Here is a 25,233-nt window from a genome sequence, read left to right on the forward strand (position 1 = left end):
GGGATTTCAATCCGATCACGGCAGCGGCACCGCCGCATTTTTGTCCACCGATGTCGACAGCACGATGGCGGTTTGCGTTTTTCCGAAAGGGCTGAGGCGCGCAACCACCGCTTCGAGTGCGGGCAGGTCTTCCACTTGAACATGCATGATGAAAGAAGCCTCACCGCTTATGTGGTGGCAGGCGGTGACCTGGTCCATCCCGGCTGCCAGGGCCTTTACCGATTTATAATTTCGGGGATCGGTGGTCAGGTTGATGAAAGCGGCGACGGTCCGGCCGACTGCCTCGGGCGCGATTCTGGCATGGTAGCCCCTGATAATGCCGGCATCCTCCAGTTTTTTAATCCGCTCAGACACCGCCGGCGCCGACAATCCCACCTTTCTGCCGATACGGCTGACAGGCGTCCTGGCATTTTCCTGCAAGAGGGAAAGAATTTTTAACCCGATCGGGTCCAGTAATTTTTCAAATTGAAGGTTCATGCCTGAAAAGCCTTTTATTTGTAAGTGAACCGGGCGAAAAAGCGTGGGATAACCATGGCGCCGGCGACGAAAATACGATAGTTTTACCCTCAGGCTTGCAACGCTAAGGGGTACCGTCGGGAAAAACGCATGATCTCCATAATGCTCAATGGATTTTTTACCGGATTACTGCTTCAAATAGCTATCGGTCCGGTGTTCTTTTTTCTTCTCAATATCTCTCTGCAGAAAACGATTGCGGACGGACTGGTTGCCGTTCTTGCCGTAACAATCGTGGATTATCTGTTCATCACCCTGGCGGTACTGGGTGTTGGAAAATTGTTGGAAAAGCCTAAAATAAAGCTCGCTGCAGGAATCACAAGCTCCTTCGTACTTGTATGGTTCGGCATTGCAATGATGCTATCCGCCAACCAAGACCATTTTCATGATATCGCGAATACGGTCGTTGAATCAAACGTTATTTCAAGCTTTACGGCTGCATTCGTGTTGACAATTTCCAGCCCGCTCACCATCGTTTTCTGGACAAGCCTGTTTGCAGCCAAAGCGATCGAAAAAGGCTATACGCAAAAGCAGCTGGCGGGCTTCGGGTTTGCGGCGGGATTGGCCACACTCGTCTTTCTCGGGCTTTCCGTTTCCCTGCTTTCAAGCATCAAGGCGTCAATACCCGCACAGCTTCTCCGGACAGCCAATATAACCGTGGGCGCGGTGCTGATTGTTTATGGGATGCTGCGGCTATCGAAAATCGTCCTGCCATTGCACACCTCAACGGTTGACCAGGTATATCCCAACGCAGACCAGCAGGAGGGCCACGATCAACACCGGTGAAATCGGATCTTTCAAGAGCAGGCCGCCGGCAAGGACCCCCATGAGCGGTGTCAGGAAGGTGAAGGAAGCCAGACGCGACGGCGGATAGGTGCGAATCAACCAGAACCACACGAGGTAAGTGACAAAGGCCACCCAGACGGTCTGATACAAAAGAGAGCCGACAATCAAGGGCGTCAACGTGGTGATGCCGGGCTCGTTCCTCGTCCAGGAGGCGGCCAGCAGCACAACCGCAGACACGACCAGCTGGTACAAAAGGACTTTGCCGGGCCTGATCTTCACCAGGGGGGATGCTTTGATCAGCACCGTGGTGGCTCCCCAGAAAACAGCCGCCCCCACCAGCATACTGTCGCCGATGAGCATTTGCATGGAGGGCAGGCCCATGGATTCCCTAAAGGCCAGTACAATGCCAAGGAAGGCAGTGCACAGGCCGGCAACCTGAATCCTGCTGAGGTTTTCGCCGGGAATGAACAGCTGGGCGCCCAGTGCCACCACGAAAGGGGATAGGTACAGGAAAATACTGGACCGGGAAGCGAGGGTAAAGTCGAGGCCCCAGTACACCAGCAGGAACTCCATGGCAAAGAGTGTGCCGGCGGCAATCCCCCACCACAGGGTGCCGTCTCTTTCCCACAGCGGTTCCCGGCGCATCAGCATCCACATGAGGATCAAAAGGGATGCACCGGCGGAGCGAAGGCCGCTTTGCAACAGGGGGGCAACGGCCTGATTGGTGACCTTGATGGCCACCTGGTTCAGGCCCCAGCTGCCGCAGAGAATGAACAGCAAAAAGATGGCGCCGGCATCCAGGGTCCGCTTTTTTGCAACGGGGCCGGATCCGGCTGCTGCGGATTTCATGCACCCTCCGGTTTTTGGACGCCTGCGCTGAACAGAATCATGTAAAGGATATATCCGTAGGCAATCAAGGCAGGGATGGCAAAGGAGCGAAAGTAGGTTCCCAGGGGGGCGAGCACGATGGCCGTCAACCAGTGCACGGCGATGACGGTTTGCGAGTGCAGCCTGATGGGGAAGTCGTCCTTTCTGCAGATGACGGCCAGGCCGCTCAGGTTCCAACCGTAAAGCGATGCGAACGAGTGCATCCGCAGCAGATACTTCAGATGCTCGTGGTTATAGTCGGGCCTGAACTCCAGGGCGATGTATATGATGCCGGTGATGGCGGTGTACCAGAGGAAAAACATGCCTGAGGTCAGAAAGCTTTTCTGTTGAACCCGGTCGCTTAGGTCTTTATACATGAAGTAGATCAGCACCACCGAAAAAAAGAGGATCGTGGTCACCACCAGCTGGGGAATGAGCTTCTCGAACAGGATGAAAAGGAAAAAGATGATGACGCCCAGGTTGACGTTCCAGAATCCCATGTTTTTCAGGCGCAGTACCAGGCGCGAAACCTTCTGACGCATGAACGAAAAGATGATCGACATGGTGATCAGCGAGATCGGGAAGGAGAACCCCAGGAAAAAGGTGTCCAGGGTAAGCTTTTGAAGCGATACCAGCTTCAGGTATTGGTTGTTCAGGATTACCAGTCCCGAAATGGTGAGCCCCATGCTCAGACACAGCAGGGAGGCCTGGTGGAATTTTGCGGCGACCGGCGCTCCCGATTGGAAAAAATTGAACGGGAAAAGGGAGAATTTCCGGATCCTCACCGAATCCACGATGATTGCCATGGCAAAGGCCACCAGCATGGCAGGCAGATAACAATTCATGAAGGCCAGCAGCGCATAGGCCAGTGACAATATCAGGAAGGACAAGGCTTTTTTGGAAAGCTTGGTGCGGCCTTCGGAGAAATAGATCAATATGGTGCCGCCGCTGCAAAGATTGAAGAGAAAAATGTGCAGACGCTCAAAATTATACAGGGTGGTGCCCGGAATGAACAGCTGCAGAAAGCCGAACAAAAGGGCGATAAACATCAACACCATCAAAAACAGCCTCAGCCGGAGACTCATGATAGGTTCCTTTCTTTAATTATTCATAATGGTTGCGCAGCAACCATTATTTGCCGAGCAGATGCCGCAGCGCTCCCTCCAGTTCCGGGTGCCGGAATCGATACCCGGTTGCCAGTATTTTTTCGGGCTCGACCCTGGTGCTGGACAAAAGGACCTCCTTGCCCATCTCCCCAAAAACCAGCTTGATCAGCCAGGCCGGGATGCTGAAAAAGGCGGGCCGTGAGAGGACCCTGCCCAGGGTGCGGGTCAGTTCCAGATTGGTTACCGGGTTCGGGGCCACAAGATTGACGGGTCCTGAAAGCGTGTCGTCGTTGATGGCTTGGTAAACGGTCCCGATCAGGTCATCCATGCCGATCCAGCTCATGTACTGCCTCCCTGTCCCCACCTTGCCCCCCAGGCCCATTTTGAAGGCGGGCAAAAGACGCTTGAGAGCGCCGCCCATGGGGGTCAACACAACGCCGATGCGCAGAAAGACGGTGCGAATTCCTTTCGCAAGGGCCGGGAAGGCGGCCTGCTCCCAATCGTCGCACACGCCGGATATGAAATCGGCGCCGCACTCGTTGGCTTCGGTCATGACGTCGTTGCCCCTGTCCCCGTAATAGCCGATGGCCGAGGCGCATAAAAAAGCGCCGGGGGGCTTTCGAAGGCTGGCTACGCTTTCCGCGATCAGCGCGGTGGTGGCGTTGCGGCTTTCGACGATGCGCTTCTTTTTTTCGGGGGTCCATCTTCCCTGTCCGATGTTTTCCCCGGAGAGATGGATCACCACGTCGAAATCGCTCTCAGCGTCGATGTCAATCACCCGGCTGCGGGGGTCCCAGAAGCGTTCATCCGTGTTCGGACGCGGTTGATGGCGCACCAGGCGGGTGATGCGGTGGCCGCCCGTGGTGAAAAAAGGGACCAGGGATGAGCCGACCAGGCCGCTGGCACCTGACAGAAGGATGTGCAGGGGCTTTTGATCAGGTCTGGCGAGGTGGCTCACCAGATCCTCCGCAGTCGTTGCGTGGCGATAACGGAAAATACGCGCCAGCTTTTTGCGGACGGCGCTACCGCCGAAAAGGTTTCCAAAAGGGGACAGCGGCAAGGCGAAATCGACACGGTCTTCCATCAGGGAACTGCCGTCTTTTCCGGGCAGGAAGGTGTGGGTGTGCTCCCATTTTTTAAAGGGGCCCCTGGCCTGCCTGTCTCGGAACATGCGGTTTTTTTCATAATGCGTGTGTTCTGCAACCCACCTTATTTTCAGCGGCAGCGGGCCCGCTTTGAGCTTCATTTCCACACGCGTACCCGTATCGATGCCCGGGCCCTTGGATATGACTTCTAGGGGGTCCCATGGCGGGCTTAGCCGTTCCAGGGCGCCGGGTCGTTCGTGCCACTTGAACACTTCCTCGGCCGGGGCATCTATTTGGCTTCGTTTTTTAAAGATCATGGGGGGTGGTTATGCCTCATGTCAGCGGATAATGATACATAAGTGTCTCACCTAATTTGACCGTTTCAAATTCAGGGTGACCGGTATCATTGGACTACACTATTTAACGGCAGGGTGCAAGAAGGCTGAAAAAACACCGTTGCAACGGGGCGAGGGCCAACATGCCGCACAGCGAGTGGTTTCATGCATCCATGCGGATTTGGGATGTTTTCTGGCACGTTTTTAGCATGATAGGGTGACAAGCGTTCGGTCAGCGCGATGAATCGAAGCGCATCGCCGCAAGCTGGGGCGCCGATATAGAAGAAAGCGCAGGATGGTCCCTTGAAAGATGTGTCAAGGGTTCATACCTTAGGCATAAGAAAAAACGACAGCAGGGAGGTCGTTAGCATGAATCTGAATGATATCAAAAAAAAGCGGGACCTGGTGGACTCGATCGACTGGGATATGACGCCCGAGGAGGCTGTGAGACTCTACCTGGAGTGGGGCAACAACTGGGCGCGCGGCAACTACGTGATTCGGTCTAAAGACGATGTGACCCACTACTTCGTTGTGAACACCTGGAACGAGGAGCCGGTCATCTATCTTGTCCGGCGTAGTTCCGAGGAGGCCGAAGAATTGGCGGAGTTCCGAATGCCGCGGCGTTTGAGAGAAGCCTACCTAAAGAAAAATGGGAACTTGAAAGGCGTGTATGCCGTTGAAGGGGAAGTTCGCGACTGGCTGAAGCAGGAACTGGAGGCTGCCTGAAGGCGCCCGTAAGGATTTGGCTTGAATCGGAAATGAAAATGTGAAAAATAAGTGTCATGGCAGGAAGGGTCGCCCCCTCGGCTGAAAGTTTTGTTTATAGAGCCGTAAATTTTTAAAACTAATTCTTTAAAGGAGGAGGTTGTAATGAATTTCAATTCTGTGGAAGAGATCGTCGAGTATGCTCTGGACAAAGAAAAAGAGGCTGTTGAATTCTACACGGAACTCAGCCAGAACGAAACCTTCAAGGCCGCTAAAGAAACCTTCCTGCAATTTGCCGAAGAGGAGAAAAAGCATGTCCGGCTGCTGGAGAACTTCGGTAACGACAAGGTGAAAATCGGAGAATACAAATTTGAGTGGATCCCCGATATGAAACGCAGCGACTACATGGTGGATGTCGAGTATGAACCGGGAATGCACTACACTGATATTTTGCGGCTGGCCATGAAGCGTGAAGAAAAGTCCCTGAAACTTTACAACGAACTGTCTGAAAAGGCGGACAGTGACGATTTCGTAAACATGTTCAAGATGCTCTGCCAGGAGGAGGCCAAGCACAAACAGATCCTGGAGACCATTTACGACGATTTCATGGCCGAGCAGGGCGACTAAGAAAAAAAGTTGTTAATCGACACAAAAAAGCCCTCCAGCAAGGTATTGCAGGAGGGCTTTTTTAGTTAAAAGCTATCCATCGAGCGCTTTAACAGTTGGCACTGTCTTCGCGGCACTGTTTCTCCTTGGTCTTTTCAGCCAGGCGCACCTGGCGTCTGTTAATGGCTTCCCTGTTGCGTCTCTTTTCGTCCTTGGTGAGTATCTCAATCGGCGGAACCGGTGCCGGCCGGTTGTTTTCATCCAGGGCGACAAAGGTGAGATAGGCCGATGCCGTGTGCCGGACCGTCCGAGTGATGATATCCTCGGCTTCCACCCTAGCGCCGATTTCCATGGAGGTTTTGCCTACCATGTTGATGCTGGCCTTGACGGTCAAGATATTGCCGATGAACACCGGGTGGTGGAAATCGAGGCGGTCGATGGACGCCGTCACCACGTTGGTGCCGGTATGCCTGATGGCCACGACACCAGCGACGTCGTCAATGTGCTTCATGACAACGCCTCCGTGCATGATACCGGCGAGGTTGGCGTCATGCTGGGACACGATGTGCCGCATGATGACGCTGCTGTTTTTAACTGTTTTCGCTTCCATCCTAATTACTCCAGAATGTAACGTTCGATCGTATAATAGCGGCGACCCGTCGCGGCGGAGCTAAAGCAGCGAAGGCGGAAGCCGCGTCATATAACCGAATGGCCGCCGGGTTCTGAAGGCCCGGCGGCCATTCGGTTATTTCCAGTAGGGGTCGATCAGATCTTCGAATATGACGGTGGCGGCTTCCGCCCCCTGGCCTGCGGCGGTGACGATCTGCTTGAATCCGCCGGCAACGTCTCCGGCCGCGTATATGCCGGGAATGTTGGTGCGGTAGTTGTCATGCTGGATGTACCCCTCTTCACTGAGTCGGATGCCGAGCTTTTCGGCCAGACTGTTGGAGGGATCATAGCCAATAGCCATGAACACGCCGTTGACCTCAAGCGTTGACTCCTCCCCGGTCCGGTTGTTTTTGAGCACGACCGATTCAACGTTGTGGCTTCCGTTGATTCCCACCACCTCGGTATTGAAAAGAATGGGGATGTTGTTTTGAACGAGGTTCTGGATCAGTACTTCCTGGGCTTTGAGCGTGTCTTTGCGGTGGACCATGGTGACCTCCACACCCACATTCTTGAGGTAGAGGGCTTCCGTGGCGGCACTGTTGCCGCCGCCAATAATGATGACCTTGCGCCCTTTGAAAAGCTGACCGTCGCAGGTGGCGCAGTAGCTGACACCGTGGCCCCCCAGCCGCTGTTCACCGGGGACACCCAGGTGGCGGTGGCTCGCCCCCATGGTCATCAACACGGAACGGGTGAGGAACTTGCGACGGCTGGTCTGAACCGTAACCGGTTCACCGGGCTGAATGTCCACCACTTCCTCGCCGGGAAAGATGCGGACATATTCCAAGGCATGGGTGACCATGATGTCCACCAGGGTTTTACCGCCTACCTGCTTCAGGCCCGGGTAATTTTCAACCACCGGGGTCAGGGCAATCTGACCTCCCAAAACGCCTTTTTCCACCACGACCGTCTTCAACCCGCTGCGGGCGGCATAGATGCCGGCGCTCAGGCCGGCCGGTCCCCCGCCGATGACGACCAGGTCGGTTTGGATCTCCTTTTCCTGGCTTTCGGGAATAAAAACGGTTTGCTGCTCCATTTTGTCAAGCGAGGCTACGAACAGCTCCTCCGATTGGGCGCCCTGGGCGATGAGCACATCGTTGGCATAGGTCTGAGGTACGGATTGTGCCGAGTACTGGTTCGCCAGTTCCGGGTTGGCCTGGATGTCGATGATTTCCAGGGATATCTGCCCAGGTTTTTCGATGGCGGCTTTGAGGGTGTTCAAGGCCTGTTGCGGGCAGTAGGGACAGGAGGCACTGACAAACACTTTGACGTTTCGGGGTTGGTCGATTCTTTGGAGGACCTGCAGTGCCTGGGGATTCAGATTGCTTTCCCCCGTGCCGATCAGCAAAAGAGCCTCCAGGAATATGCGCCCCTCCTCTCCAAGGGGGGCTCCCAGCCATTTCAGATTGTATTTTTCGGGCGCCAGGAGAATGGTCGGTGAACCCTGTATGTCCCATTTACGGGCCAGCTCATGGCCGAGATCATATTCCCGCATGGTTATTTTGTCGGTCATCTGGCGGAAGAAGCGGATGGCCTGCCGGGCGGCATCGGTAAAAACATCGTTTACGCCGGGCTGGGCGAAAAGATAAATGGGAATTTCTTCCTTTATGTCCTTGAAAAGGCGCGCTATTTCCCGCTGCGCTTTTTCGATTTGAGCCTGTTCGATTTGAGCCCGTTCCATTTCGGCGTTGTCAAACGCTCCCGGGTCATTGTTTGCCATATCCATGGTTTCATATCCTCCAACATGCTGTCTTTATAAACACCTATGTCAATTTAGGAAATAATGTTGCGGTCAACACAGGCATCCGTTTCCCTTGTTTGGGAGGCTATCGGTCGCTAATAGGCACGAAGGCGCACTCATCCGGCCCGCAATATTCCCCTACATAATCCGATTCCGGCCGGTACAGTGCCGGTTTGGGTGCTGCGTCGGCGAACTGCTCTTCCAGAACATGGGCACACCATCCGGCAATCCTGGAAACGGCGAATACCGGTGTAAAGAGGTCGGTGGGGATGCCCATGTAATAATAGAGCGAGGCGCTGTAGAAGTCGACATTGACATAGATATCCCTGCCCTTTTTTTCCTTGAAGGCGGCCTTGCCCTTGATTTCGAGTGCCTTGGAAAGTTCATACCAGCGTGTGTCACCGACGCGTTCACCCATGGTTTTGGACATGGGCGCCAGGATATGCGCCCGGGGATCGTCGGTTTGATAAACGGCATGGCCGAGTCCCATGATGACACCGCCTTCTTCAAGGGTTTTGCGGACATAGGCATCGACGTTGTCGACAGAACCGATCTCGAGCAGCATCCGCATCACCCGCGTATTGGCGCCGCCGTGGAGGGCTCCGGAAAGAGAGCCCACGGCCGCCCCGACAGCTGCGTACATGTGGGCACGTGTGGAGGCCACCTCCCTGGCCGCGAAAGTCGACGCATTGAACGAGTGTTCGGCATGCAGGACAAGACAGGTGTCGAAATAACCGGCCAACGCTTCATCCGGTACCTCGCCTTTGAGCATGTAAAGGAAATTGGCGGCATGACTCAAATCGGGATTAGGAGCTATGGGCTGCCGGCCGTTGCGAATCCTGTCCCAGGCTGCTACGATGGTGGCAAATTTGGCGATCATGCGGAGAGCCATGCGAACGGAACCATCCCGGGTTTCATCGCCCAGGTCCGGATCGTATTGTGCCAGGATGGCCACGGAAGCCTGCAGAATATCCATGGGCAGCACATCCTTGCGACTTGCCTGGAGAAAAGCGACGAGTTGTTCGGGGATCGCTCTTTGTTCCGACAGGCGCTTTTTGAAATCCGCGAGTTCGTTTTTGCCGGGCAGCTTTTCGTAAAGCAGAAGATAAGCGATTTCTTCGAAGGACACTTTTCCTGCAAGATCCTTGACAAGATACCCGCGGTAAACGAGCTTGCCGAGTGCCCCGTCCACATCACTTATTTTTGTGCTGGCGATCGTAACGCCCCTCAATCCAGTGTTGATCGTTTTTTCTTCCATTTCTCACCTCATGCCTGGTTGGGAGTGAAGCATTTGTTATAACCAACTACCAAATTCCATGCCAGAATGCCCACAAAATGGGTTTCTTTAAGATATTTTTTGTATGTTGCCTTTGCAACGGGTTTCCAGGGGGGAGTGGTGTGCAGATGCCGGGCCTTTTAAGTGTAAGATGACAAAAAAATGTTTCACAATTATGGGTATTGAGACAGATGTGTATCAACCTCATCGGTTCAATGCGACAAAAGAAAACAGGTGCCGCTCACAGGAAATGCGGCCGCCCTTGCGGGGCATCTTGCCGGAAGCGTGCACACGGCGGGTCCGCCGCAACCGCCCCTTCGGAAAAAAGCCGATGGATCGAGTGGGGGCGTTGTTCCCGTGCACAAAAAAGAGCGTGGTCAGTCGTTTACCGCGGTCTGGCGGCTTTTGCGCGTACACTCCGGGCAAAGACCGGTAAATTCGAGATTGTGGCCTATGATTTCATAAACCGTGGCCTCGTACAACTCGTCCTCGATCTGGTTCAGCGGTGCGATGGGTGCATCGTCCACACGATCGCACTGAACACAGCGGATATGATAATGCTTGCTGCAAACACCATCATAGCGCTTCAGGGACCCACTGAGCTCGAGTTTCTGAATTTCCCCAAGCTGGCACAGCACCTCCAGGTTGCGGTAGACGGTGCCCAGGCTGATTCTGGGCAGCCGCTTGCGGACTCTCTCGTACAGTTCATCCGCGCTGGGGTGGTCATTTCTGCTCCTCAACTCTTCGAGGATGACCATGCGCTGCCGTGTCGTTCTCAGGGCTTTTTCTTTTGGCTGTAACTGCATCACTACTGCTGTCACCGTCGCATTGCGCCTCTTGGGGCCTTTTGGCATTGGGCCGCCAGGAGAAGCGCCTTATTTTTTCTTTACAGGTCGACCCACATATCGGCTTCGTTTCCGCAACTGCTGCAGGTGCCGATCCCCTTGACGCGCTGTTTGCGGCCGGATTGGGCCGAATTCTGGGAAGCGGTTCGGGGGGCATCGGCGGTGTCGGTTTCAGGCAGGGTGCAGGTCACTACCATTTCCGCCTCGCTGCCACACTTTTCGCACTTGCACACCTGTTTTATCTGTTTTACGGTCTCACTCATCGCACACTCCTGAAAAGTTATTGTCAATGCGGTTGAAAGCCGATCAGTACTGAATTAAATCAGCAATGCGGCCAAGATTCAATATTAAAATCAAAAAATTGTTTCGATTCTGTCCACTCCGTGCTAAAAAAGAAAATATGTCACCACTTCCAACGGGGTCTTAAACAATCAGTATAACATATAGAAATAAATTTTTAAATTGATCATTTCGTCGCAGCTGCATGGACCGATGATATTCCTCCGCAATAGAAAAGGCTATGATTTAAACCTTTCCGGGAAGCCATCGCCGCAGGTATCGGTGAGAGATATACCTGAATTTGTTGCGCTTACGCCGGAAAAGATACCTTTTGTCAAACCAAGGCTGAAGGTGAAAGAGGGCACTCGGGTTCGCATCGGGTCCCTGGTGTTCGAAGACAAGCGCAATCCGGCCATTCGATTTTTGTCCCCCGGTTGCGGCCGTGTGTCCGAGATTGCCTTCGGCCCCCGCCGGGTTATCAGGAAAGTGGTCGTGCAATTGGACGGAGAAGAACGGCACGAATCATTTTCAAGCTACTCCGAGCCGCAACTGGCGGAGGTGTCGCGAACGGAGCTGGTGGAGGCCATCCTCCAGGGGGGGCTGTGGTGCCTTTTAAAAAAGCTTCCTTTCGGAGATATTCCGGACCCGCAGGAGGTGCCTCCGGTCATCATCGTGAGCCTCGATTCCCGAGAACCTTTTCAACCCAATCCGGCGGTTTACCTGAAGGGCAAGGAAGATTTACTGGCTTTCGGCATCCGCATTCTTGAAAAATTATGCCCGTCGGTACAGGTTTCGATCCACAAGGAGAACGAGGCGCTTGCCGCGGGGCTGAATGGAATGCTGACCCACTGTGTGAGCGGGCCGTATCCGGCCGGCGATGCCGGGGTGCTGCATTATCGCATCAAAAACAGCCCGGATGACAACCGGGCCTGGTGCATCAAGGGGCAGGACGTTTTACTGCTGGCCGAATTGATCGGGACGGGAACGTATCCGACCGACAGAACCGTGGTGCTAGGCGGCAGCCGGGCTCCGCAACAGCTGCACGTGAAAACGCGCATGGGGGCACCGCTGGCCTATATTGCCGGAAATTCAAGCCGGGAATCCGGACGCAACCGCTACATCGTCGGCGGACTTTTTAAAGGGTACACGGCTGACAAGGACTCGTTTCTGGACTTGTACGCCACGTCCCTCACCATCCTTCCCGAGGGCGATGACAAGGTGTTTTTGGGCTTTATCCGGCCGGGGCTGCACCAGCCCAGCCGCTCCCGGACATTTCTCTCGAGTCTCAAAACGTCGCCCTTTACGGTGGATTGCGGAATGCACGGTGAGGAGCGGGCCTGTATCAACTGCGGCTACTGTGACGATGTCTGCGCAGTGGATATCCTGCCCCAGTTTACCTTGAAGTGCACGCTCGCAGGGGAGGTGGAGGATTCCCTGGCACACGGACTGCTGGACTGCGTAGAGTGCGGCCTGTGCACCTTTGTGTGCCCATCAAAGATCGATATCTGTGCCGCACTGAAATCGGCAAAGGCCGGGTATTACAAAGAGATCGGCTGATCGCTCGGCCGCAGGGAGCCGTTTCCCTGCGGTGGGGTGATCAAGGGTCGAGGATATATGAAGCTGATAGCTGACATTTTTGAAAAAAGCCGCCCCCTGTTCGAGGAGGAAGGTAAGCTGGCCAGATGGTTCCCGCTGTTTGAAGCCACGGAATCCTTTTTTTTTATTCCAGGCCTGACAACCAAAAGAGATGCCCACGTGCGGGACAGCCTGGATGTCAAGCGCTTTATGAGTTTTGTCATCCTGGCGTTGCTGCCGCCGTTTCTTTTCGGTGTCTACAACGCCGGGCATCAGGCGAGCCTGGCATCGGGGTTGAGCCCGGCGCCCATTGCGGTATTCCTGAGAGGGATCTGGATCGTCCTGCCGCTCGTGATTATTTCATACGGGGTCGGCTTTTTCTGGGAGATCCTGTTTGCCGTGGTCAGAAAGCACCCCATCAGTGAGGGGCTTCTGGTTACCGGTTTGCTTTTTCCGCTTACCCTGCCGCCGACCATACCGCTGTGGCAGGCAGCCGTGGGCATGTCGTTCGGGGTGGTGATCGGCAAGGAGGTTTTCGGGGGTACCGGCAGAAACATTCTCAACCCGGCATTGACCGGCAGGGCGTTCCTTTTCTTTGCCTATCCCGGCAACATGTCCGGGGACGCTGTTTGGATGGTCGTGGAAAAGGCCAAGGCCGGCCTCGCGGACGTTGTCAGCGGCGCCACGCCCCTGGCCATTGCCGGCATCACCGGCCCCCAGGAAAAGATCGAATCCGCTCTCGACGCGGCCGGGTATCCGTTTATCAAACTGCTCCTGGGGAACTATCCGGGCAGCATCGGGGCGACATCGGCGCTCTTGTGCCTGGCGGGGGCGGTTTTACTGGTGATCGTGGGAATCGCCAGCTACCGCATTATCGCCGGAGGGATCCTGGGGGCGCTGGCAACGGGTTTTTTCCTCAATTTCGTTGCCTCGGGAACCGCATCGGCCTGGTTCACGCTCAATCCTTTTTACCATCTGGTGATGGGCGGATTTGCTTTCGGCATCGCTTACATGGCCACCGATCCGGTGACGGCGCCGGGTATGGACAAATCCAAATGGGTCTATGGCTTTCTTATCGGCATGCTGACGGTGCTGATAAGGATCTTCAACCCGGCATACCCGGAAGGCATCATGCTGGCCATATTGTTCATGAACCTTTTTTCACCGCTGTTCGATCATTTAGAAATCAAGATGAAGCTGAAAAAAAGGGTGGTCAATGTCTGACAACCTCAGGTCCATTTTCTTTGCCGTCGTCACCGCCCTTGTCTGCAGCCTTCTCCTGACTGCGGCCTACAGCGGTTTGCGGCCTTTCCAGCAGGAAAACATCGAGGTGGACCGCAAGAAGAACATCCTCAAGGCCGTCGGGCTTCTGGAAGAGGGTCATGCTTACAGCCACGATGGGATCAAGGCCATGTATGCCGAGAACATCGTCTGCATGCGGGTGGATGCCGAAGGGCGTGTAATGGAAAAGGGGGCGGGGGGCGGAAAGGGGCTTCCCATATATCTCTACCGGCGGGATGGCGAGGTGGTGGCCTATGTGGTGCCGATCAATACCCGGGGGCTCTGGGGCAAGATTCACGGCTACCTGGCTTTAGAGAGTGACGGGTCCACGGTGTCCGGATTCACGGTTTACCAGCACAACGAAACACCCGGGTTGGGGGGCGAGATCGAAAAAGAGTGGTTTCAGAAAAATTTCAAAGGCAAGAAAATTGTCGATCAGCAAGGTCGTTTCGTCTCCATCGGTATTGCCAAGCCGGCGGCGATCGCCGCTATGGACGCGGCCGAAAAGATCAACTATGTGGACGGCATCAGCGGCGCCACCCTCACGGGGCGCTTTCTGACGGCGGGGCTCAAGAAGATTCTGAGTGAGTATGAACCGGTTTCCATCCGGTTCCGCAGCAAGGAGATGCTGCGGGTGCCTAAGGGGTCGGCGGCATGCGGGGAGAGTCAATGAAGTTAACTCAAACGAAGCATTTCAAGACATTTTCGGAACCGTTGATCCAGAACAACCCTATTTCCATGCAGATGCTGGGAATCTGCTCCGCTCTGGCGGTGACGGTTCAGATGAAAACCGCTGTGGTGATGGGCCTGTCCCTCACCTTTGTGCTGGCGTTTTCCAACCTGGCCATATCGATCATGCGCCGGGTCATTCCACGCAACATCCGTATGATTGTGGAACTGAGCGTGATCGCCACGCTGGTGATCATCGCCGACCAGGTTCTCAGGGCTTTTTTTTACGATATCAGCAAACAGCTGTCCGTATTCGTGGGGTTGATCATCACCAACTGCATCGTCATGGGGCGGGCGGAAACCTTCGCCCTGGGCAATCCGCCCGGGCTGTCCTTTCTCGACGGACTGGGCAACGGCGCCGGGTATGGATCGGTTCTGGTTTCCGTGGCCCTCATCCGGGAGACCTTGGGTGCGGGCAAGTTTCTGGGAGTGGCCATTGTACCGGAATTCGTTTACCGGGCGGGATATGAAAACATGGGATTCATGCAGCTGGCCCCGGCCGCCTTCATCATCATCGGCCTTTTGGTGTGGCTGCAGAAAACCCTGTCAAAAGAATGAACCACAGCGTGCGCTCATGGAAGACCTTATAAGCATATTTCTAAATTCCGTTTTTGTGGGCAATATTCTCCTGGCCTATTTTCTGGGGATGTGCTCCTTCGTGGCTATCTCCAAGAACATGGATACGGCCATCGGGCTGGGGGTCGCCGTGGTGTTCGTTCTGTCCATCACCGCTCCCGTCAACTGGATCATCTACCGCTTCCTGCTGGCCCCCGGGGCACTTTCCTGGGCCGGGCTGCCCGATGTCGACCTCAGTTTCCTGAAATTCATCACCTTCATTGCCGTCATTGCGGGCATCGTTCAGGCGGTGGAGATGGTCATCGACCGGTTCTCTCCGGTTCTGTACAATGCCCTGGGTGTGTTTCTGCCGCTTATCACCGTGAACTGCGCCATTCTCGGGACCAGCCTTTTCATGGTCGAGCGCAATTACAGTTTCACGGAGTCGCTGGTGTTCGGTGTCGGCTCGGGGACCGGCTGGCTGCTGGCCATCGTCTCCATGTCCGCCATCCGCATAAAACTGCGCTATGCGGATGTTCCGGAGGGCCTTCAGGGCTTCGGCATCACCATGATCGTAACCGGCCTCATGGCAATGGGTTTTATGCTTTTCAGTGGGATCACCCTATGATCTATGTCGCCGCCATCATCGTTTTTTCAGGGGTCATCCTGCTGCTTGTGGGCATGCTGCTGCTCGTCGAGGCCAGGGTGGTTCGCAAGGGCAACTCGCAGGTGGTCATCAATCAGGATGCGGAAAAACCTCTCAAAATCCCGGTGGGAACCACCCTGTTGAAGGCCCTGTCCAACAACGACATTTTCATCCCTTCCGCCTGCGGGGGGGGCGGTTCCTGCGGCATGTGCAAGTGCCGGGTCGAAAAAGGGGTGGAGACCTACCTGCCCACGGAGCTCGTGCATATCAGCAGGAAGGAAAAGCAGGAAAACATCCACCTGGCCTGCCAGCTCAAGGTGAAAGACGACCTGATGATCCGGATCCCCGAGGAGATCCTGGACGTCAAAAAATACAACGCCACGGTTATTTCCAACGAGAACGTGGCCACTTTCATCAAGGAACTGGCCATAGAGCTGGACCCGGGCGAAACCCTCGATTTCAATGCGGGCGCCTACATTCAGATCGACATTCCGGAATACACCCTTTCCTTTGCCGCATTGCGCAAACGGGTGGGGGCCAAATTCAGGCCGGCATGGGACCGTTTCAACCTGTGGGGATTGAAATCGAAGAACGAGGAGCCGATATTCAGGGCCTATTCACTGGCCAACCCGCCGTCGGAAAGATCGGTTCTGCGGTTCACCGTCAGGATAGCCACTCCTCCGCCGGGGGCCAAGGCCGTCCCGCCGGGGATGGGCTCGTCATACATCTTCAATCTGAAGGAAGGCGATCGGGTGACCTTGAGCGGTCCCTACGGCGATTTTTTTGTCAACGACACCGAACGGGAAATGTGCTTCATCGGGGGCGGAGCCGGCATGGCACCGCTGCGCAGCCAGATCTTGCACCAGCTCAATACCGTGGGCACCAAAAGAAAGCTCACTTTCTGGTACGGCGCGCGGTCACTGCAGGAACTTTTTTTCGAGGAGGAATTCAGGGCGCTCGAAAAGAAATTTGACAATTTCACCTATTATGTCGCCCTGTCCGACCCCCAGCCGGAGGACAACTGGAAGGGCATGACCGGGTACATCCATCAGAATCTTCACGATCACTATTTAGCCGACCACGAAGATCCCACCGAGATCGAGTACTATTTGTGCGGCCCCCCCATCATGGTTCAGTCCATTGAGGATATGCTGGACAGCCTGGGGGTGGAACCGGAGATGATTAAATTCGACAAATTTTCCTGACAAGACACTAAAAGGCCATTTTTTCGGGCGGTCGGCGTTCGGGAACGTATTCCTCGGTGATTTCTCCCCGGTTCCACGCTTCCGAAACGTACAGGTTGCAGTAGCAGCTGCCGAACTCCGCCACATCCGGTTCGCGATAGACACAGGGGCAGATGATGTCGCGGTCGGCCTCTTTATCGCCGGCGGCCAGACGGCACGGGCAGACCATGTAGCCGTAACGCTCCTTGTTGGTCAAAAGGGCCTCGAGCAGGTCGAAGACCCGTTCCCGGTCTTTGTTGAAGAAATAGCCTTTAGGCTCCTGAACCTTTTTCAACTTTTCGAACAGCTCTTGAGCGTCCATTACAATCCCAATGCCTCCTTGATCTCTTTTTCCTTATATCCCACGATCACCTTGTCCCCGATAATCAATGTGGGAAAGGAGCATCTGGGATTGACCTTTTTGACATCCTCCAAAATGGCCTTGCGTTCTTCACCTTCCAAAAGGTCCACGTCCACGAAATCGTATTCGATGGTGCATTCGGACAGCAGCCTTTTGGTGGATTTGCAGTGGCTGCATGTGCTCAGGGTGTAGAGTTTTACGTCTTTTTCAGCCATGAGAGATCCTTTTCCTTACTGTTCACTGTGGTTGTCTTTACATCCTCCTAATCTGAGTTTTCAGCTTAGGATCCGCCATCATCCACTTTGGTGTCGGCAGTGACACCCAACGTATGACATGTATACAGATCAATGTAAAATGAAAATTTAGCGCTTGACAGCCTAAGTTCCGCCTGATATTTTATTAGTAATGATTCTTGTTAAGATATCAATAGTAAGATTTTATTACGTTTCCATTGAACCATAACAATCTTTCCACGAAGGGAGAAAAAATGGAAAAGAAAAAAGTACCATCCAGTAAAAAAGAACTCGATATCAGCCAGGTGACAACCTGTGATGCAACCGCGCAAATGCTTCTCAAGGCCAAACGCGACGGTGTCGAAACCGCTTTTGACCGGGCGTTGAACATGAAGGCCTGCCCGATCGGGGCGGACTCGGCCTGCTGCAAACACTGCGCCATGGGCCCCTGCCGGTTGAACGCCAAAACCCCTTACGACAAGGTCGGGGTCTGCGGGGCCACCATCGACACCATCATGGCCCGTAATTTTGCCAGGATGGTGGCATCCGGTGCCGCAGCGCATACCGACCACGGCATGAGCATGCTGGACCTGTTCCGCGAGGTGGTCAACGGTAATATTACCGATTATGAAATCAAGGACACCATCAAGCTGGAGGCGGTTGCAGAGTCCGTGGGCATCGAGACCGAGGGGAAATCCGTAAAAGAGATCGCCCTGGAGCTGTATGCCGAACTCGAGCGCACCTATACCCAGGTGGAGGGAGAAATTCCCTTTGCCAAACGCGTTCCCCCCAAAACCCTTGAGATGTGGCGCAAGCACGGTATTGTTCCGCGTGGGGCGATGCGCGAGATAATGGAACTGATGCACAGGACCCACATGGGGGTGGACCAGCACTATGAAAACATCACCAAACAGTGCAGCCGGACCGCTCTGGCGGACGGCTGGGGCGGTTCCATGGTGGCCACGGAAATTTCCGACATTCTTTTCGGGACGCCGTCGCCCATCAGCATCGAAGTCAACATGGGAGTGCTCAAGGAGGACCAGGTCAACATCATCGTTCACGGCCACGAGCCCAACCTGTTCGAATCCATGATTGCCTCGGTGAACGAGCCGACGCTGCTGGCGGCCGCCAAAGAAGCCGGCGCCAACGGCATCAACCTGGTGGGCATGTGCTGTTCCGGAGCCGAGGTACTGGTGCGGCACGGCATTCCGCATGCCGGCAACTTCATGTCCACCGAAGCCATCCTGGTCACCGGAGCAGTGGACGCCATGACCGTCGACGTGCAGTGCATCAAGCAGGGATTGGCCAAGGTGGCCGAGTGCTACCAGACTCCCTTGATAACCACCAACCCCCGCTGCCACATCGAAGGGGCTCAGCATGTGGAATTTCACGAACACGAGCCCCGCGGCTGTACGGACGAAATCGTGATCAAGGCCATTACGAGATTCAAAAACCGAAGCGCCGTCATCGAAATCCCCAAGCAGAAAAACGTCGGGGTCCACGGATTCTCCCACGAGTACATCAAGTATATGCTGGGCGGCTCTTTCAGGGGCTCCTACTGGCCGCTGAACGACAACATCATCAACGGAAGAATACGGGGCGTCGCCGGTGTGGTCGGCTGCACCAATCCCCGGGTCAAACAGGACTATGTCCATGTGGAGCTGGTCAAGGAGCTGATCAAGAACGATGTCCTGGTGCTGCAGACCGGCTGTTCCCAGATCGCGCTTTCCAAGGCCGGGCTGACCACGCCGGAAGCCGCCGTTCTGGCGGGAGAGGGGCTGCGGGAGGTCTGTGAAACGGTGGGTATGCCGCCCGTTCTGGGCATCGGCTCCTGTGTTGACAACAGCCGCATTCTGATCGCCGCATCGGAGATGGTGCGGGTGGGTGGATTGGGCGACAGCATTGCCGATCTGCCGGCGGCCGGCGCCGCACCGGAGTGGATGAGCGAAAAGGCCATCAGCATCGGTCACTATTTTGTGGCTTCCGGCGTTTACACGGTATTCGGCGTGACGTTTCCCATTGTGGAGGAAACCAAATTCCACAAGCTGCTTTTCGGCGGCCTGGAAGAGCAGGGCATGGGCAAGTGGGGCTTCACCCCGGACCCCTACGAGATGGCGAGACTGATGATTGCCCACATCGATAAAAAACGGCAGGCGCTGGGCCTCGACAAGGGCAAGGAGCGCGTGCTTATCGATATGGCCGACCGCCGGGCGCTGGACGCCGCATAACCGTCGACTGTACCATGGCCGGTGAGGCATTGCCGGCCATGGTTCTCCTCTTTCAATGTCAGCTGCTATCCCGCATGGACCACTATTCGGTCTTCGCTCTTCTTTTAGGGGACGTTTAGGGGACGTTCATAAATATATAAATAACTACAGGTGCGATGCCAAGTTATTTATATATTTATGAACGTCCCCTATTTTGTTAATGGTATCTCAAGCGTGCGTCGGCCGCCTGTAATATCAGGAATTACGGGACTGGCTGCCCAGAAAGCGGTACAGGGTGGCGCGGCCGACACCCAGCAGCTTGGCGGCCTTGGCCTTGTTGCCTCCGGTTTTGATCAGGGCTTCCTCCACCATGGCGGCATCCAATTTGCGGGTCGGGCCTCTTCTGGGTTTATCGACGACAACCTCCCTCAACTCCATGGGAAGGTCACCGGGCCTGATGATGTCGCCACGGGATCTGACGATGGAAAACTGGACCGCATTCTGGAGTTCCCTCACGTTTCCAGGCCAGTGGTAGTCCATCATCGTGGCCAGGGCCTCGTCCGAGAAGACCGGGACCTCACTGCCCGACCCCCCTGGAAACTGTTTCAGGAAATGATCGACAAGCAGGGGGATGTCGTTTTTTCTCTCTCTCAAGGGAGGGACGGTAATCGGGATGACATTCAGCCTGTAGTAGAGGTCTTCCCGGAAGTTGCCGTTACGGACCTCTTTTTTGATATCCTTGTTGGTCGCGCTGATCACCCTTACATTGACGGACGTCGTCTTTTCGCCGCCGACTTTTTCGAAAGAGCCCTCCTGCAGGAAGCGCAGGAGTTTTACCTGCATGAGCTTGGGCAGTTCGGATATTTCGTCGAGAAATATCGTGCCGCCGTCCGCCAGTTCAAAACGGCCCCTTTTGTCCCTGATGGCACCGGAAAACGCCCCTTTGACGTGTCCGAACAGTTCGCTTTCGATGAGGCCTTCCGGCAGGGCGCCGCAGTTGATGGGAACGAAGGAAGCACCTCCGCGACGGCTTTCATTGTGGATGGCGTGGGCCACGAGCTCCTTGCCGGTCCCGGTTTCACCGAAAATGTGCACCGGAAAATCGTATTCGGTAACATCGCGGATCTGACGGAAAACGGAAATCATCTTGCTGTCGCGACCGATGATATTGGAAAAACTGAACAGTTTGCCGGAATCCATTTTGAGGTCGATGAGTTCGGTCATGTCGCGTAACGTGGCCAGTGCGCCAACGTCTTGACCGTCTTCATCCTTCATCATGATCACCGACATTTCGATGGTGCGGTTTTGCCCGGAGGGGGTGGTGAAGTTGATGGTGTGTTCGCACATGTTCTGGAGGTTCGGGGTGTTGCCGCAAAAAGAGCAGCGATTGCCGCAAAAGGGTTCGCCGAAAGCCTGGTGGCAGTCACGTCCGAGCACGTCCGCCCGCTTGAATCCGGTGATATTCTCGGCGGCATCGTTGAAGAAGAGGATTTTCCTGTTGATGTCATGTGCCAGGATTCCCTCCTTGAGGTTATTTAGAATGTATTCGAGACTCTTGCGGTCTGCCAGCGTTTTGAAGATCATGATATGGCCATATATATTATTGAAATGATTTTGTCAAAAAAATCGGCGTCCTTGAACATTGGAATCCGTGAGCGGCGGATACCTTTTGCCACGATTCTCCGGGCTGCCGCCGCGATGGCGGATCAAATCTGTTTTAGCCTATCCTCAAGGTCGAGGATAGGCTAAAACAAGTTTTCTTGCAACAATCGCTGAGGTATGAATACCCCATGATCGTGGATACGGTGAAAAGAATCGATGCCTACGGGCTTTCCTGGCCCAGATTGTTCCGGGGAACCCTGGTGAAGCGTTACAAGCGCTTTCTGGCCGACGTGCGATTGGAGGACGGCAGCCTGGTGACGGCTCACTGCCCCAATTCAGGAACCATGATGGCCTGTTCCCGTCCCGGGAGGCCGGTCTACATCTCTTTCCACGACAACCCCAAGCGCAAATTGAAATACACCTGGGAAATTATCGACATGCCCGCCTCCCTGGTAGGCGTCAACACACTGGTTCCCAACCGGCTGGTTAGAAAGGCCATCGAAGACGGGCAGGTTGAGGAACTCCGCGGATACGAACGGGTGGTTGCCGAGGTAAAAACCAGTGACAAATCCCGTATCGACCTCATGCTCGAAAAACAGGACGGCCCCGACTGTTTTGTCGAGATCAAAAACTGCACGCTGGTGGAAAATCGGGTGGCCAGGTTTCCGGATGCGGTTACCATAAGGGGGCGTAAGCACCTCAAGGAACTGCAGCGCCTGGTCCGGGAAGGGTACCGGGCGGCCATGTTTTTCCTGGTTCAGCGCATGGATGCGCACCGTTTTCACCCTGCAGACGACATCGATCAGGCCTACGGCCGGGAACTCAGGCGGGCGCACCGCAACGGGGTCGAAATCCTGGTGTACGATGTGGCCATCGACCTGGCGACCATTCGCCTGAACAACAAACTGCCCTACGATTTGCAAGGCTGAGAAAACGCCCGAGTGGTTGGTTGCCAAATCAGGCGCTTTTCCCGCAAGGCACCTTGTTGACAAAACCCTTTGTGTCCTTTATGCAATTGTGATTCATATACAGTTCTCAATTTAGAACAGCATAACCATATTATGGCAGGGACTACGTATAAGGAGACGAAGATGGTGGAAGATCGTTTGAGGGAAAAGTACGTGGCGGCGGCAGAAGTGGTCTGCAAACAGGGCATGGTCCAGTTTCCGGTGAGTGAAACGGCCGTCGCCATCATCAAGAATGTCGTGGGGCCGGTCGAAGAGGAGCTTGATTTCATCTGCGCATTCAGTGAGAAACCGTCACAGGGCGTGGAGCAACTGACGGCTTCCAGCGGGCTGCCGGCGGAAAAGGTGGACGCACTGGCCGCCAGCCTGGCCAGGAAAGGGCTGATCTTCAACCAGCCCAGTTCTTCGGGCGTCATGGTTTACCGGCTGCTGCCGCTCATGCTGGTGGGGGTCATGGAGTACAAATTCATGGTGCCGCTCGAAGGCACCGACGAGGAGCGCGAACTGGCGGAGCTTTTCGAGACGCTTTTGAGCGACCTCAGGGACGATATTCAGAACAACTATGACACCATAATGCCGTTGTTCAGGGCGTCGCCGGCGACGGACCGGACGGTTCCGTCGAGCGTGGGCGAAGACGGCGGCACGATCAGGACCATTCCCGTGGACCAGCCTGTGGAAACGGGGGATGAATTCATCGTTCCCAGCCAGACCGTGCGGGAAATTATCGAAAAATTCGACGACATCGCCGTGGGGCACTGTTTCTGTCGCCAGCGAAGGGGACTTTTGGGGGACGCCTGCGCCACAAAAGCGCCCACGTTGAACTGTTTTACCTTCGGCAAGTCCGCCCGGCACACGGCCGCCCAGGGATTCGCCAAGATGGTTTCCCGCGAGGAGGCTTTCGACATCATGCTGGAGGCCGAGAAGGCCGGGCTGGTGCACAAAGCCTTTCATCCGGGTTCCAGGGAAAACGCTCCGGAAACCAGCATCTGCAACTGCTGCAAGGACTGCTGCGACACGTTCAATCTGTGGCGCAACGGCACCATGCCGATGATCAATTCCACCTACCATCTGGCCGTTGTCGACGACAGTGCCTGCAGTGGCTGCGAGACCTGCGTGGGTTGGTGTCCCGTGGATGCCATCGCCTTGAACGATGATGGTGTCGCCGTATCGGATGAGAACACCTGCATCGGCTGCGGCGTCTGTGCCCGCTTCTGCCCCGAGGAGGCCATTTCCCTCAAAGAGGGGTTGCGAAAGGTGTTCGCCCTGCCGCCGCGCATGCGCTGAACCTAAATGCCGCCCGCAGCCGGCAGCGGGTGGCATTTAGGTTGAAATGGCCTTTTCTTCCAGGATGTTGCCGCGGGTGCTGACGACCACTTTGGTCAGCGGTATGTTCTTGCCCGCCTTTTCCAGCCCTTTGGTAATGATAACGGGCAGCCCTGAGCAGCAGGGCACCTCCATGACCACGGTGGTGATGCTCCTGATGTTGGCCGTGGCGAAAATTTGGGCGAATTTGTCGATATAGCCCTGGACATCGTCGAATTTTGGGCATCCCACCATGACTGCTTTGCCTTTCAAAAAGCGCTTGTGGAAATCGGGGATGGCCAGGGGGGCGCAGTCCGCCACCACTAACAGATCCGCGTTGTTTAGAAACGGCGCGTGGGGCGGCACCAGGTTGATCTGGACCGGCCAGTGGCCCAGGGCGGATTCAAGGCCGGCAATGGCCATGGGCTTGTTGGCGCTCTCGCAGGCCGTGGAAGCAAAAGACTGAACCTGGCTGGAAGGGCAGCCGCAGGCAAGCGTTTCACTTTTTTTCTTCTTTTCGAGGCCGGCCAGGTGTCCTTCCACCGCCTCTTCGTCAAACTCATCGGCTTCACGCTCCACCAGGGTCAGGGCGTCATTGGGGCACTCCCCGATGCAGGCGCCCAGGCCGTCACAGAAGATCTCGGCAACCACCTTGGCCTTGCCGTCCACTATTTTGAGCGCACCTTCGGCGCAGCCGGGCACACACTGCCCGCAGCCGTCACAGCGCTCTTCGTCGATTTCGATTATCTTGCGCATGACTTTCATGTCGTTTTCCTCAATTTATTGTGTTCTGTAAACAGTAGTCAAAAAAAATTTTCATCAGGAAACCACGAAAAAAACAATTAACATTTCGTGCTTTTTGAATTTCGTGTTTTCGTGATTTATGACAAGCAGATCATGACTATTAAAGCCTGAACACTTTCCGTGCCTCCGTCTTGCCGCTTTCGGTCAGAAACGCACAGGCGATCAATTCCGTCAGTTTTTGGTCGGATTTCGGGTTTTCTTTGTGACTGGTTTCAATATTTACGATCATGTCGGAATCATAAAGTACCCTGAAGTTGACGCTTTCCTCGTTGCCGGGGTGATGGTGATGCCCGACGATATCGCAGACTTCTTCGATCAGTTCCTCTTTGGCGCCCAGCTTTTCGAGAATTCCGCGGGCGATGGGGGGGCCTTCTTTTTCCTGGTGCCGGGCGGCAGTGCTGTTGTACTTTCGCTCGGCTTCATGGATGCCGATGTCGTGGAGGTAGGCGGCGCACAATATCACCGCCAGGTTGCCGCCTTCTTTTTTTCCGATGCGCTCTGCATAGCGGGCCACTTTGGTGGCATGACCGATCCGTTTGAAGTCGGCTTTGAAGTAGCGCTTCATTTCGATGGCCACGCGGTCTTTCAAGAGATCTTCTTTGGCGGCCAACAGTTCCGGCGGCAGGGTTCCCATGCACTGCTCGGCGAACTCGCAGTAGGAGGCGCAGCCAAAATCCATTTTGGGATTGATGAAACGGTGTCCGCATCGGCTGCATTTACGGGCGGTGTCGTCCTTGAAGAACTCCACGCTGTTGCCGCACTTGGGGCACTTTTCATCGAAGATCGCTTCCGGTTTCCAGTAACGGCTGTCTTGTCCTGGGCATTTCATGATGAAACCTTTGGTGTTTAGTATTTGGTGTTTGGTATATCCGCTCCCTTGCTTTCCAACGCAGCTTGAAAATGGGCCCAGGGATTCCAGGGGGCAAGTGGTTTCCGATTT

Annotated in this window: 26 protein-coding genes; 12 read left to right on the forward strand and 14 right to left on the reverse strand. The window is 55.1% G+C overall.

Annotated features, from left to right (window positions below):
• Positions 1-15: 15 nt before the first annotated feature.
• The gene (locus LJE94_03730) at positions 16-477 is read right to left on the reverse strand and encodes an Lrp/AsnC family transcriptional regulator (GenBank protein ID MCG6909218.1); all 462 of its coding nucleotides are present in this window, start codon (positions 475-477) and stop codon (positions 16-18) included.
• Positions 478-618: 141 nt separating this feature from the next.
• On the opposite strand from LJE94_03730, the gene LJE94_03735 reads away from it, so the two are divergent.
• Positions 619-1,299 (forward strand): LysE family translocator, encoded by a 681-nt coding sequence (locus tag LJE94_03735; protein MCG6909219.1) that lies wholly within the window; start codon positions 619-621, stop codon positions 1,297-1,299.
• On the opposite strand, the gene LJE94_03740 is transcribed toward LJE94_03735, so the two are convergent.
• The 3 genes from LJE94_03740 to LJE94_03750 are packed head-to-tail and all read right to left on the reverse strand — an operon-like array spanning position 1,237 to position 4,674.
• The gene (locus LJE94_03740) at positions 1,237-2,148 is read right to left on the reverse strand and encodes a DMT family transporter (protein ID MCG6909220.1); all 912 of its coding nucleotides are present in this window, start codon (positions 2,146-2,148) and stop codon (positions 1,237-1,239) included. The two genes, LJE94_03735 and LJE94_03740, sit on opposite strands and share 63 nt — an antisense overlap.
• Positions 2,145-3,251: a hypothetical protein gene (locus LJE94_03745; protein MCG6909221.1), complete on the reverse strand. Its 1,107-nt coding sequence runs from the start codon at positions 3,249-3,251 to the stop codon at positions 2,145-2,147. Before LJE94_03745 ends, LJE94_03740 begins: the two co-directional genes overlap by 4 nt.
• A gap of 46 nt (positions 3,252-3,297) precedes the next feature.
• Complete coding sequence (locus tag LJE94_03750) at positions 3,298-4,674, reverse strand: TIGR01777 family oxidoreductase (GenBank protein MCG6909222.1); 1,377 nt, start codon at positions 4,672-4,674, stop codon at positions 3,298-3,300.
• A gap of 387 nt (positions 4,675-5,061) precedes the next feature.
• Here LJE94_03750 and LJE94_03755 point away from each other — a divergent pair, with 387 nt between their 5' ends.
• Both LJE94_03755 and LJE94_03760 read left to right on the forward strand, forming a co-directional pair.
• Positions 5,062-5,418 (forward strand): hypothetical protein, encoded by a 357-nt coding sequence (locus LJE94_03755; GenBank protein MCG6909223.1) that lies wholly within the window; start codon positions 5,062-5,064, stop codon positions 5,416-5,418.
• Between the two features lie 144 nt (positions 5,419-5,562).
• The gene (locus LJE94_03760; protein ID MCG6909224.1) at positions 5,563-6,024 is read left to right on the forward strand and encodes a ferritin family protein; all 462 of its coding nucleotides are present in this window, start codon (positions 5,563-5,565) and stop codon (positions 6,022-6,024) included.
• An 88-nt stretch (positions 6,025-6,112) separates the two neighbouring features.
• Here the strand turns inward: LJE94_03760 and LJE94_03765 are convergent, their stop codons facing one another.
• From LJE94_03765 to LJE94_03785, 5 genes are all read right to left on the reverse strand, one after another.
• Positions 6,113-6,613: an acyl-CoA thioesterase gene (locus LJE94_03765; protein MCG6909225.1), complete on the reverse strand. Its 501-nt coding sequence runs from the start codon at positions 6,611-6,613 to the stop codon at positions 6,113-6,115.
• Positions 6,614-6,748: 135 nt separating this feature from the next.
• Positions 6,749-8,395 carry an FAD-dependent oxidoreductase gene (locus LJE94_03770; protein ID MCG6909226.1) on the reverse strand — a complete coding sequence of 549 codons (1,647 nt, stop codon included), beginning with the start codon at positions 8,393-8,395 and terminating at the stop codon, positions 6,749-6,751.
• Between the two features lie 100 nt (positions 8,396-8,495).
• The gene (locus LJE94_03775; GenBank protein MCG6909227.1) at positions 8,496-9,668 is read right to left on the reverse strand and encodes a citrate (Si)-synthase; all 1,173 of its coding nucleotides are present in this window, start codon (positions 9,666-9,668) and stop codon (positions 8,496-8,498) included.
• A 395-nt stretch (positions 9,669-10,063) separates the two neighbouring features.
• Positions 10,064-10,492 (reverse strand): transcriptional repressor, encoded by a 429-nt coding sequence (locus tag LJE94_03780; protein MCG6909228.1) that lies wholly within the window; start codon positions 10,490-10,492, stop codon positions 10,064-10,066.
• Between the two features lie 80 nt (positions 10,493-10,572).
• Positions 10,573-10,794, reverse strand: coding sequence for a hypothetical protein (locus LJE94_03785; GenBank protein MCG6909229.1), 222 nt, complete (start codon positions 10,792-10,794; stop codon positions 10,573-10,575).
• Between the two features lie 229 nt (positions 10,795-11,023).
• Between LJE94_03785 and LJE94_03790 the strand changes: the two genes are divergently transcribed.
• Genes LJE94_03790 through nqrF form a run of 6 tightly spaced genes read left to right on the forward strand, consistent with a single transcriptional unit; the run spans position 11,024 to position 16,801 of the window.
• Positions 11,024-12,367, forward strand: coding sequence for a hypothetical protein (locus tag LJE94_03790; GenBank protein MCG6909230.1), 1,344 nt, complete (start codon positions 11,024-11,026; stop codon positions 12,365-12,367).
• Between the two features lie 57 nt (positions 12,368-12,424).
• Positions 12,425-13,609: an NADH:ubiquinone reductase (Na(+)-transporting) subunit B gene (locus tag LJE94_03795; GenBank protein MCG6909231.1), complete on the forward strand. Its 1,185-nt coding sequence runs from the start codon at positions 12,425-12,427 to the stop codon at positions 13,607-13,609.
• Entirely contained in the window at positions 13,602-14,339 is a 738-nt protein-coding gene (locus tag LJE94_03800) for an FMN-binding protein (protein ID MCG6909232.1), read from the forward strand. Before LJE94_03795 ends, LJE94_03800 begins: the two co-directional genes overlap by 8 nt.
• Positions 14,336-14,953, forward strand: a complete 618-nt coding sequence (locus tag LJE94_03805) for an NADH:ubiquinone reductase (Na(+)-transporting) subunit D (GenBank protein ID MCG6909233.1) — start codon at positions 14,336-14,338, stop codon at positions 14,951-14,953. The genes LJE94_03800 and LJE94_03805 overlap by 4 nt, the downstream gene beginning before the upstream one ends.
• Before the next feature lie 16 nt (positions 14,954-14,969).
• Positions 14,970-15,578, forward strand: coding sequence for an NADH:ubiquinone reductase (Na(+)-transporting) subunit E (nqrE, locus tag LJE94_03810; protein ID MCG6909234.1), 609 nt, complete (start codon positions 14,970-14,972; stop codon positions 15,576-15,578).
• Positions 15,575-16,801: an NADH:ubiquinone reductase (Na(+)-transporting) subunit F gene (gene nqrF / locus LJE94_03815; GenBank protein MCG6909235.1), complete on the forward strand. Its 1,227-nt coding sequence runs from the start codon at positions 15,575-15,577 to the stop codon at positions 16,799-16,801. Before nqrE ends, nqrF begins: the two co-directional genes overlap by 4 nt.
• A gap of 7 nt (positions 16,802-16,808) precedes the next feature.
• On the opposite strand, the gene LJE94_03820 is transcribed toward nqrF, so the two are convergent.
• Both LJE94_03820 and LJE94_03825 read right to left on the reverse strand, forming a co-directional pair.
• Positions 16,809-17,141 (reverse strand): ferredoxin:thioredoxin reductase, encoded by a 333-nt coding sequence (locus LJE94_03820; protein ID MCG6909236.1) that lies wholly within the window; start codon positions 17,139-17,141, stop codon positions 16,809-16,811.
• Positions 17,141-17,395 (reverse strand): glutaredoxin family protein, encoded by a 255-nt coding sequence (locus LJE94_03825; protein ID MCG6909237.1) that lies wholly within the window; start codon positions 17,393-17,395, stop codon positions 17,141-17,143. Before LJE94_03825 ends, LJE94_03820 begins: the two co-directional genes overlap by 1 nt.
• Positions 17,396-17,667: 272 nt before the next feature.
• On the opposite strand from LJE94_03825, the gene cooS reads away from it, so the two are divergent.
• Positions 17,668-19,641, forward strand: coding sequence for an anaerobic carbon-monoxide dehydrogenase catalytic subunit (gene cooS / locus LJE94_03830; protein ID MCG6909238.1), 1,974 nt, complete (start codon positions 17,668-17,670; stop codon positions 19,639-19,641).
• Positions 19,642-19,875: 234 nt separating this feature from the next.
• On the opposite strand, the gene LJE94_03835 is transcribed toward cooS, so the two are convergent.
• Positions 19,876-21,204: a sigma 54-interacting transcriptional regulator gene (locus LJE94_03835; protein MCG6909239.1), complete on the reverse strand. Its 1,329-nt coding sequence runs from the start codon at positions 21,202-21,204 to the stop codon at positions 19,876-19,878.
• Positions 21,205-21,410: 206 nt separating this feature from the next.
• Here LJE94_03835 and sfsA point away from each other — a divergent pair, with 206 nt between their 5' ends.
• The gene (gene sfsA / locus LJE94_03840) at positions 21,411-22,151 is read left to right on the forward strand and encodes a DNA/RNA nuclease SfsA (protein MCG6909240.1); all 741 of its coding nucleotides are present in this window, start codon (positions 21,411-21,413) and stop codon (positions 22,149-22,151) included.
• 162 nt (positions 22,152-22,313) lie between these two features.
• Positions 22,314-23,471 (forward strand): 4Fe-4S binding protein, encoded by a 1,158-nt coding sequence (locus LJE94_03845; protein MCG6909241.1) that lies wholly within the window; start codon positions 22,314-22,316, stop codon positions 23,469-23,471.
• 36 nt (positions 23,472-23,507) lie between these two features.
• On the opposite strand, the gene LJE94_03850 is transcribed toward LJE94_03845, so the two are convergent.
• Both LJE94_03850 and LJE94_03855 read right to left on the reverse strand, forming a co-directional pair.
• Complete coding sequence (locus tag LJE94_03850) at positions 23,508-24,254, reverse strand: 4Fe-4S binding protein (GenBank protein MCG6909242.1); 747 nt, start codon at positions 24,252-24,254, stop codon at positions 23,508-23,510.
• A gap of 139 nt (positions 24,255-24,393) precedes the next feature.
• Complete coding sequence (locus tag LJE94_03855) at positions 24,394-25,122, reverse strand: HD domain-containing protein (GenBank protein ID MCG6909243.1); 729 nt, start codon at positions 25,120-25,122, stop codon at positions 24,394-24,396.
• Positions 25,123-25,233: the final 111 nt, after the last annotated feature.

The sequence above is a fragment of the Deltaproteobacteria bacterium genome (assembly GCA_022340465.1).
Lineage (GTDB): Bacteria > Desulfobacterota > Desulfobacteria > Desulfobacterales > B30-G6 > JAJDNW01.